This window comes from Cellulomonas jepli (genome assembly GCF_047229345.1).
Classification (GTDB): domain Bacteria; phylum Actinomycetota; class Actinomycetes; order Actinomycetales; family Cellulomonadaceae; genus Cellulomonas_A.
On sequence record NZ_JBFTER010000058.1, the window covers coordinates 19434 to 28189 of the forward strand.

The 8756-nt window shown below is 72.9% G+C and carries 10 protein-coding genes; 8 read left to right on the top strand and 2 right to left on the bottom strand.

The features are described 5' to 3' along the window. Window positions 1-98: 98 nt before the first annotated feature. From AB6N24_RS14030 to AB6N24_RS14065, 8 genes are all read left to right on the top strand, one after another. Window positions 99-896, top strand: coding sequence for a helix-turn-helix transcriptional regulator (locus AB6N24_RS14030; protein WP_412870009.1), 798 nt, complete (start codon window positions 99-101; stop codon window positions 894-896). Continuing rightward, a complete protein-coding gene (gene sufB / locus AB6N24_RS14035; RefSeq protein ID WP_412870010.1) occupies window positions 893-2335 on the top strand; it encodes a Fe-S cluster assembly protein SufB in 1443 nt (480 codons plus the stop codon). Before AB6N24_RS14030 ends, sufB begins: the two co-directional genes overlap by 4 nt. Beyond that, window positions 2335-3639: a Fe-S cluster assembly protein SufD gene (gene sufD, locus AB6N24_RS14040; RefSeq protein WP_412870011.1), complete on the top strand. Its 1305-nt coding sequence runs from the start codon at window positions 2335-2337 to the stop codon at window positions 3637-3639. The genes sufB and sufD overlap by 1 nt, the downstream gene beginning before the upstream one ends. Further along, window positions 3636-3986, top strand: a complete 351-nt coding sequence (locus AB6N24_RS14045) for a non-heme iron oxygenase ferredoxin subunit (protein WP_412870012.1) — start codon at window positions 3636-3638, stop codon at window positions 3984-3986. Before sufD ends, AB6N24_RS14045 begins: the two co-directional genes overlap by 4 nt. Window positions 3987-3988: 2 nt before the next feature. Further along, window positions 3989-4756, top strand: coding sequence for a Fe-S cluster assembly ATPase SufC (gene sufC / locus AB6N24_RS14050; RefSeq protein ID WP_412870013.1), 768 nt, complete (start codon window positions 3989-3991; stop codon window positions 4754-4756). A 148-nt stretch (window positions 4757-4904) separates the two neighbouring features. After that, window positions 4905-6242, top strand: coding sequence for a SufS family cysteine desulfurase (locus tag AB6N24_RS14055; RefSeq protein WP_412870014.1), 1338 nt, complete (start codon window positions 4905-4907; stop codon window positions 6240-6242). Continuing rightward, window positions 6239-6718, top strand: a complete 480-nt coding sequence (gene sufU / locus AB6N24_RS14060; RefSeq protein WP_412870015.1) for a Fe-S cluster assembly sulfur transfer protein SufU — start codon at window positions 6239-6241, stop codon at window positions 6716-6718. The genes AB6N24_RS14055 and sufU overlap by 4 nt, the downstream gene beginning before the upstream one ends. Continuing rightward, window positions 6715-7059, top strand: a complete 345-nt coding sequence (locus tag AB6N24_RS14065) for a metal-sulfur cluster assembly factor (RefSeq protein ID WP_034626887.1) — start codon at window positions 6715-6717, stop codon at window positions 7057-7059. The genes sufU and AB6N24_RS14065 overlap by 4 nt, the downstream gene beginning before the upstream one ends. Window positions 7060-7206: 147 nt before the next feature. Here AB6N24_RS14065 and ypfJ read toward each other — a convergent pair whose 3' ends face one another. Beyond that, entirely contained in the window at window positions 7207-8088 is an 882-nt protein-coding gene (gene ypfJ / locus AB6N24_RS14070) for a KPN_02809 family neutral zinc metallopeptidase (protein WP_412870016.1), read from the bottom strand. 22 nt (window positions 8089-8110) lie between these two features. Further along, on the bottom strand, window positions 8111-8756 hold a 646-nt coding region (locus AB6N24_RS14075; RefSeq protein ID WP_412870017.1), incomplete at its 5' end, for an energy-coupling factor transporter transmembrane component T family protein.

Consider the following 8756-nt stretch of genomic DNA (forward strand, 5'->3'; position numbering starts at 1 on the left):
CGCGCGGAGCGCGGCCGTGGTGAGGGTCACCTTGCTTGCACGGAACGAATTCGGCAACAAGGATGTTGGCAATATCGAGACTGCGGAGGAGGTGGTTCGTGAGCGCGACGATGCCGGTGACACGGGCACCTCGGACGACCCCGCAGGCCCACGAGACCACCGCCGCTCACGGCGCCGCGACCTCCACCGTCCCGTCGGCCGTCCGCGGTGCGCCCGGTGCCGCCGACGAGGCCGGGACCCGCCGCCGCATCCTCGAGCTCGTCGCCGCCGACGGCCCGGTCTCCGCGGCCGAGCTGGCCACGGAGCTCGACCTGACCGGCACGGCGATCCGCCGGCACCTCGGCGTCCTCGAGGGCACGGCCCAGATCGCGGTGCACGAGTCGAGCACCCCCGCACCCGCCCGCCGCGGACGTCCGGCCCGCCGGTACGTCGTCACGGCGCAGGGCCAGGCGGCGCTCTCGCACCGCTACCCCGAGCTCGCCGCTCAGGCGCTGCGCTTCCTCGCCGAGGTCGCCGGTCCGGGTGCGCTCGAGGAGTTCGCCGAGCGCCGGGTGCGCGACCTCGAGACCCGCCACGCGGCGGCCGTCGCCGCGGCAGGGCCGGACGTCCAGGCGCGCGCGCAGGCCCTCGCCGATGGGCTCGCCCGCGACGGGTACGCCGCGACCGCCCGACCCGGCCCCGGCGCACGTGCGGTGCAGCTCTGCCAGGGCCACTGCCCGGTGCAGCAGATCGCCACCGAGTTCCCCCAGCTCTGCGAGGCCGAGGCGCACGCGTTCTCGCGTCTCCTCGGAGTCCACGTGCAACGCCTCTCGACGCTCGCCGCCGGGGGTCACGTGTGCACCACGAACATCCCGATCACCACGCCCCCTGCCCCTGTGGAAGGACCGAACGCATGAGTGCGTCCACCGAGAACCCCGTGAGCACACCCCTCACCCAGGACGAGGCCATCGCGTCCATCGGTACCTACGGGTACGGGTGGCACGACGCCGACGCCGCCGGTGCCTCGGCGCGCCGTGGCGTCGACGAGGACGTCGTGCGCAACATCTCGGCGCTCAAGAACGAGCCCGAGTGGATGCTCAAGACGCGCCTGAAGGCCCTGCGCCTGTTCGACAAGAAGCCGATGCCCTGGTGGGGCTCGGACCTGTCGGGCATCGACTTCGACAACATCAAGTACTTCGTGCGGTCGACCGAGAAGCAGGCGACGAGCTGGGAGGATCTCCCGGACGACATCAAGAACACGTACGACCGGCTCGGCATCCCCGAGGCGGAGAAGCAGCGCCTCGTCGCGGGCGTCGCCGCGCAGTACGAGTCCGAGGTCGTCTACCACCAGATCCAGGAGGAGCTGGAGGAGCAGGGCGTCATCTTCGTCGACACCGACACGGGCCTGCGCGAGTACCCGGAGATCTTCGAGCAGTACTTCGGCTCCGTGATCCCCCCGGGCGACAACAAGTTCGCCTCGCTCAACACCGCGGTGTGGTCGGGCGGCTCGTTCGTCTACGTCCCGCCGGGCGTGCACGTCGAGATCCCGCTGCAGGCCTACTTCCGGATCAACACCGAGAACATGGGCCAGTTCGAGCGGACGCTGATCATCGCGGACGAGGGCTCGTACGTGCACTACGTCGAGGGCTGCACCGCGCCGGTGTACTCGTCGGACTCGCTGCACTCCGCGGTCGTCGAGATCATCGTCAAGAAGAACGCCCGGGTCCGGTACACGACGATCCAGAACTGGTCGAACAACGTGTACAACCTCGTCACCAAGCGCGCCACGGCCGCCGAGGGCGCGACGATGGAGTGGGTCGACGGGAACATCGGCTCCAAGGTCACGATGAAGTACCCGGCGATCTACCTCATGGGCGAGCACGCACGCGGCGAGACGCTGTCGATCGCGTTCGCGGGTGAGGGCCAGCACCAGGACGCGGGCGCCAAGATGGTGCACGCTGCGCCGCACACGTCGTCGTCCATCGTGTCGAAGTCCGTCGCCCGTGGCGGTGGCCGGACGTCGTACCGCGGTCTCGTGCAGGTGCTCGAGGGCGCGAGCCACTCGGCGTCCAACGTGCTGTGCGACGCGCTGCTCGTCGACCAGATCTCCCGCTCGGACACCTACCCCTACGTCGACGTCCGCGAGGACGACGTCTCGATGGGGCACGAGGCCACGGTCTCGCGCGTGAGCGAGGACCAGCTGTTCTACCTGATGTCCCGCGGCATGGCCGAGACCGAGGCCATGGCGATGATCGTGCGCGGCTTCGTGGAGCCGATCGCGCGTGAGCTGCCCATGGAGTACGCCCTCGAGCTGAACCGCCTGATCGAGCTGCAGATGGAAGGGTCCGTCGGCTGATGACGAGCACCACAACTGACCAGGAGACCCCGGGCACGTCCGGCGGCCTCACGACCGACCACTCGCGTGCCGTCGCCGACGGGGCGCACCGCCACGGGGTCGGCGGCACGCCGCAGTCGTCGCGCGCGGAGCGCGTGAGCTCGTTCGAGCTCGCGCAGTTCCCCGTGCCGAACGGGCGCGAGGAGGAGTGGCGGTTCGCGCCGGTCGACCGGCTCGCCCCGCTGTTCGCGGACGAGCTGACCGGCCCGAAGGTGCTCACGACCGTCGTCGAGGCGCCCGAGGTCACGGTCGAGGTCGTCGACCGCGACGACGTGCGGCTCGGCCAGGCGGGCAAGCCGGGCGACCGCACGGCCGCCACGGCGTGGGCCTCGTTCCAGCGCGCGACGATCCTCACGGTTCCGCCGCAGGCGGTGGCCTCGGCCGCGACGATGGTCCGCGTCGAGGGCATCGACGCGAGCAAGACCACGGCGTCGCACATCCTCGTGCACGCCCGTGAGCTGTCGGAGTCGCTCGTCGTCATCGACCACGTCGGCCCCGCGTCGCTCGCGGAGACCGTCGAGGTCGTCGTCGAGGACGGCGCGCACCTGACGCTCGTGTCGGTCCAGGACTGGGCAGAGGGCTCGGTGCACGCGTCGAGCCACCGCATCAAGGTCGGCCGCGACGCGACGGTCAAGCACATCGTCGTGACGCTCGGCGGCGACGTCGTGCGCGTCACGCCGGACGCCGAGTTCGCCGGCGAGAACGGGTCGATCGAGATGATCGGCCTGTACTTCGCGGACGCCGGCCAGCACCAGGAGCACCGGCTCTTCGTCGACCACAACGTCCCCTCGTGCCGCTCGCGCGTCACGTACAAGGGCGCGCTGCAGGGCGAGGGCGCGCACACCGTGTGGGTCGGCGACGTGCTGATCCGCGCCGAGGCCGAGGGCACCGACACCTACGAGCTCAACCGCAACCTCGTCCTCTCGGACGGCGCGCGGGCCGACTCGGTGCCGAACCTCGAGATCGAGACCGGTCTCATCGAGGGTGCCGGGCACGCGAGCGCGACCGGGCGCTTCGACGACGAGCAGCTGTTCTACCTGCGCTCGCGCGGCATCCCCGAGTCGGACGCGCGCCGGCTCGTGGTGCGCGGCTTCTTCGCCGAGCTCATCCACGCGATCGGCGTGCCCGAGGTCGAGGAGCGGCTGCTCGAGTCGATCGAGGCCGAGCTCGAGAAGAGCATGAGCGTGCTCGGCGCCGAGGCGACCCTGCCGACCGGCGACACGGACCTCACGGCGGTCGAGGTGCGCGAGCAGGAGCAGGTGTGAGCGCGCAGTTCGCCTGCTACGCCGAGGACGTCGCCGTCGGCTGCGCCCTGCGCCTCGAGCTCGAGGGCGAGAAGGGCCCCGTCGAGGTCGCGGTCGTCCGCGACGAGGAGGGGGACCTGCACGCGGTCTCCGACATCTGCTCGCACGGCGCCGTCTCGCTGTCCGACGGCGAGGTCGAGGGCCGCACCATCGAGTGCTGGCTGCACGGCTCGCGCTTCGACCTCGCCACGGGAAAGCCGCTCAGCCCGCCGGCCGTGCGCCCCGTCCCCGTCTACCCCCTGACCGTCGACGGCGAGCGTGTGCTCGTGGACGTCGACGCCCCCCACGGATCCTCCGAGGAGAACTGAGAATGGCCACGCTAGAGATTCGCGACCTGCACGTCAGCGTCGAGACCAAGGAGGGCCCCAAGCCCATCCTGCGCGGTGTCGACCTGACGATCGGCAGCGGCGAGACCCACGCCATCATGGGCCCCAACGGCTCCGGCAAGTCCACGCTGGCCTACTCGCTCGCGGGCCACCCGAAGTACGACGTCACGTCCGGCACGGTGACGCTCGACGGCGAGGACGTCCTCGCGATGAGCGTCGACGAGCGCGCCAAGGCGGGCCTGTTCCTCGCGATGCAGTACCCCGTCGAGGTCCCGGGCGTCTCGGTGACGAACTTCCTGCGCACCGCGAAGACCGCGATCGACGGCCAGGCGCCGGCGCTGCGGACGTGGACCAAGGACGTCAAGGCGGCCATGGAGCTGCTGCGCATGGACCCCGAGTTCGCGACCCGCAACGTCAACGAGGGCTTCTCGGGCGGCGAGAAGAAGCGCCACGAGATCCTCCAGCTCGAGCTCCTCAAGCCGAAGTTCGCGATCCTCGACGAGACCGACTCGGGCCTCGACGTCGACGCGCTGCGCATCGTGTCCGAGGGCGTCAACCGCGTCCGCTCGGGCGGCGAGGTCGGCGTGCTGCTGATCACGCACTACACGCGCATCCTGCGCTACATCACGCCCGACTTCGTGCACGTCTTCGTCGACGGCAAGGTCGCGGAGCAGGGCGGCCCCGAGCTCGCCGAGCGCCTCGAGTCCGAGGGCTACGACCGGTTCCTGCCGACGGGCACCGTCACCGCCTGACCTGCAGCACTGCCTGACCTGCAGCACCGCGTGACCTGCCACACCGCGTGATCCCCGCCGGGGGTCCCGACCCGCTCCGGCGGGCGGGACCACCGGCGGCACCGGCCGTGACCTGCGGCCGCCGGCACACCCAGCAAGGACGGACGACGTGACCACGACCCAGGAGCACCGGCTGGGCGCGAGCGAGCTCGCGGCGGTGCGTGCCGACTTCCCGCTGCTCACGCGCACGCTGCGCGACGGCCGCCCGCTCGTCTACCTCGACTCGGCGGCGACGTCGCAGAAGCCCGAGGTCGTCCTCGACGCGGAGCAGGACTTCTACGCGCAGCGCAACGCCGCGGTGCACCGCGGCGCGCACCAGCTCGCCGAGGAGGCGACCGAGGCGTTCGAGGACGCGCGGGACCGGGTCGCGTCGTTCGTCGGCGTCTCGCCCGGCGAGCTCGTCTGGACGTCGAACGCGACGGCGGCGCTCAACCTCGTCGCGTACGCGATGCAGAACGCGTCGCTCGGCCGCGGCGGCGTGGACGCCCGGCGGTTCGCGCTCGGGGCCGGCGACGAGATCGTCGTGACCGAGCTCGAGCACCACGCAAACCTCGTGCCGTGGCAGGAGCTCGCCGCGCGCACCGGGGCGACGCTGCGCTGGATCGGCGTGGACGACGACGGCCGGCTGCGGACCGACGAGCTCGCGACCGTCGTCACCGACCGCACGCGCGTGCTGGCCTTCACGCACGCGTCGAACGTGACCGGGGCCGTCACGGACGTCGAGGCGTTCGTGGCGCGCGCCCGCGAGGTCGGCGCGCTCACCGTGCTCGACGCGTGCCAGTCCGTGCCGCACCTGCCCGTGGACCTGACCGCTCTCGGCGTCGACTTCGCCGCGTTCTCCGGCCACAAGATGCTCGCCCCCACGGGCGTCGGCGCGCTGTACGGGCGGCGTGAGCTGCTCGAGGCGATGCCGCCCGTGACGACCGGCGGCTCGATGGTCGAGGTCGTCACGATGGAGACCACGACGTACGCGCCGCCGCCGCAGCGCTTCGAGGCCGGCACGCAGATGGTGTCCCAGGCCGTCGCGATGGGCGCGGCGGCGAGCTACCTGCACGAGCTCGGGATGCCCGCGGTCGCGGCGCACGAGGCGGAGATCGCCGGGGCGCTGCTCGACGCGGTCGCGTCCGTGCCCGGCGTCCGCGTGATCGGCCCGACGGACACCCGGGACCGGCTCGCCGCGGTGTCGTTCGTCGTGGACGGCGTGCACGCGCACGACGTCGGTCAGGTGCTCGACGACGCCGGGGTCGCCGTCCGGGTCGGGCACCACTGCGCGCAGCCCCTGCACCGCCGGTTCGGCGTCGCCGCCACGGCGCGCGCGAGCGGCGCGGTGTACACGACGCTCGAGGAGATCGAGGTCTTCCGGGAAGCACTCGCGGGGGTCCGGGCGTTCTTCGGGGTGACGGACGCACCGGCGCCCGCCGGCACCGCGCGGGAGGGGGCCCGATGAGCTCGATGGAGCAGCTGTACCAGCAGGTCATCCTCGACCACGCGCGCGCGCCGCACGGCCGCGGGCTCGTCGCCGCCGGACCGGGCGCGGGGGAGTCGCACCAGGTCAACCCGACGTGCGGCGACGAGGTCACGCTGCGCGTCGAGGTCGTGGACGGCCGGGTCGCCGCGCTCAGCTGGGAGGGCGAGGGCTGCAGCATCTCGCAGGCGTCCGTCTCGGTGCTCCACGACCTCGTCACGGGCACGCCGCTCGGCGAGGTCGACGCGCTCGCCGCGGAGTTCCGCGAGCTCATGGGCTCGCGCGGCGCCGGGCTGGACGCGGACACCGAGGACCGCCTCGGCGACGCCACCGCCTTCACCGGGGTCGCGAAGTACCCCGCCCGCATCAAGTGCGCGCTGCTCGGCTGGGCCGCACTGCAGGACGCGCTCATCAGGACCGGCGCCACCGCGCCGGCCGGGACCAAGGAGGACGCATGACAGCCACCACACCGGGCGGCGCACCCGCGAGCCCGACCACGGCCGCGGACGTCGAGGAGGCGCTGCGCGACGTCATCGACCCCGAGCTCGGCATCAACGTCGTCGACCTCGGTCTCGTCTACGGCGTGACGGTCGACCAGACCAACACCGCCGTGATCGACATGACCCTGACCTCGGCGGCGTGCCCGCTGACCGACGTCATCGAGGACCAGGCCGGGCAGTCGCTCGACGGCGTCGTCGACGGCTTCCGGATCAACTGGGTCTGGATGCCGCCGTGGGGCCCCGAGAAGATCACGCCCGACGGCCGCGAGCAGATGCGGGCGCTCGGCTTCAACATCTGAGCCGACGACACCCGGACGGTACCCCGACCCGCCTCCACCGGGGCCGGGTGGCCCGCCGCCACGCACGAGAGCCCGGCACCGCGCAGGTGCCGGGCTCTCGTCGTGCTGCGGGACCCTCGCGCGCCCGAGGGCCGGGTCCCGCCGGTCTCAGAGGTCCGTCGCCGCGAACGTGTCGCACGCCGCCAGGTTGCGCTCGTTGTACCCGGTCGTGAACCAGCGCTGGCGCTGCTCGCTCGACCCGTGGGTCCACGTGTGCGGGTTCACGCCCCCGCCCGACTGCTGCTGGATGTGGTCGTCGCCGACGGCCTCGGCCGCGGAGAGCGCGTCGGCGAGCTGCGCGTCGGTGATCGGCTCGAGGAAGGTGACGCCGGTGTCGGGGTCGACCGTGCTCGCCGCGTTGCCCGCCCAGACGCCCGCGTAGCAGTCGGCCTGGAGCTCGACGCGCACCGAGTCGGACGTCGCGCCGGTGCCCTGGCGGTCCGCCCGGTCCATGACGCCGGTGATCGTCTGGATGTGGTGGCCGTACTCGTGCGCCGTGACGTACATCTCGGCGAGCGAGCCGGCCGACGCGCCGAACTGGCTCTGCAGCAGGTCGAAGAACCGCAGGTCCATGTAGATCTTCTGGTCGGGCGGGCAGTAGAACGGGCCGGTCGACGCGGACGCCTGCCCGCAGCCGGTCACGACCGAGTCCTCGAACGCCCGCACGCCGGGGGCGACGAACTCGACACCCGCGGCGGGCAGCGCCGCGGCCCAGTACGCGTCGAGCGACTGCACGGTCCCGGACAGGCGGCACTCGCGCGTCGTGTTCGCCTCCTCGATGGTGCAGTCACCGACCGTGCCGACCTCCTCGGCCGCACCGCCACCCTGAGCTCCGCCCACGACGCCGCTGAGGTCGACGCCCGTGAACTGAGCGATGAGGAACACCGCGATGCCCACGAGCCCGACTCCGCCGCCGACCGCGACGCCACGTCCGCCGCGGCTCGTCTCGACGCGACCGCCCTCGAAGCCGCCACCCTCGCTGAATGTCATGGCGCAGACGGTAGACCGCGCCTCACGCGCGTGCACGGCGAGACGGACGCTCGTCCGGGTCCTCGCCGAGCCCCCGCGCGGCGAGCGCGTCCCCGACGGCCCGGGCGTGCGCGACGGTCCGGACCGCGGCGGGCACGAGCAGCGCGCGGGGGTCGCGCTCGAGCCCGCGGGCACGGGCGGCATCGCGCACCTCGTGCACGGTCCGGGCGAGCGCGGGCACGGTGCGGAGCATGAGCCCGACCGCCAGCGCGAACGTCTCGGGCGGCAGCCCGACGTGCCGCAGCGGGCGGGCGAGCCACGTCAGGGTGTCGAGCAGGCGGTCCGCGGGCGTCGTCGCGGTGACGACGACGGCCGCGAGCACGAGCGCCACGAGGTCGAGCGCGACCTCGACCGCGACGGGCCACCCGCGGGCCCACCACTGGTAGAGGCCGACCAGCGCCGCGGTCACGAGCACCGGGCCGAGGCCGCGCAGCGTCACGTGCGGCGGCAGGCGCCCGACGAGGGCGAGCAGGACGCCGACCCCCAGCGCGAGCACGGCGCTCAGCGGGCCGGTCGCGACCACGACCGCCACTCCGAGCAGCGCGAGCCCCGCGAGCTTGAGCCCGGGGCGCGCGCGGTGCAGGACGGTGGCGCCCGGGTGGTACAGGCCGAGCGGCCCGGCCCAGGGC

Bases quoted from the DNA above. Each gene is read 5' to 3' on its own strand.
- sufB (WP_412870010.1), top strand. From the start codon at position 893: ATGAGTGCGTCCACCGAGAACCCCGTGAGCACACCCCTCACCCAGGAC.
- AB6N24_RS14065 (WP_034626887.1), top strand. From the start codon at position 6,715: ATGACAGCCACCACACCGGGCGGCGCACCCGCGAGCCCGACCACGGCC.
- sufU (WP_412870015.1), top strand. From the start codon at position 6,239: ATGAGCTCGATGGAGCAGCTGTACCAGCAGGTCATCCTCGACCACGCG.
- sufC (WP_412870013.1), top strand. From the start codon at position 3,989: ATGGCCACGCTAGAGATTCGCGACCTGCACGTCAGCGTCGAGACCAAG.
- ypfJ (WP_412870016.1), bottom strand. From the start codon at position 8,088: ATGACATTCAGCGAGGGTGGCGGCTTCGAGGGCGGTCGCGTCGAGACG.
- sufD (WP_412870011.1), top strand. From the start codon at position 2,335: ATGACGAGCACCACAACTGACCAGGAGACCCCGGGCACGTCCGGCGGC.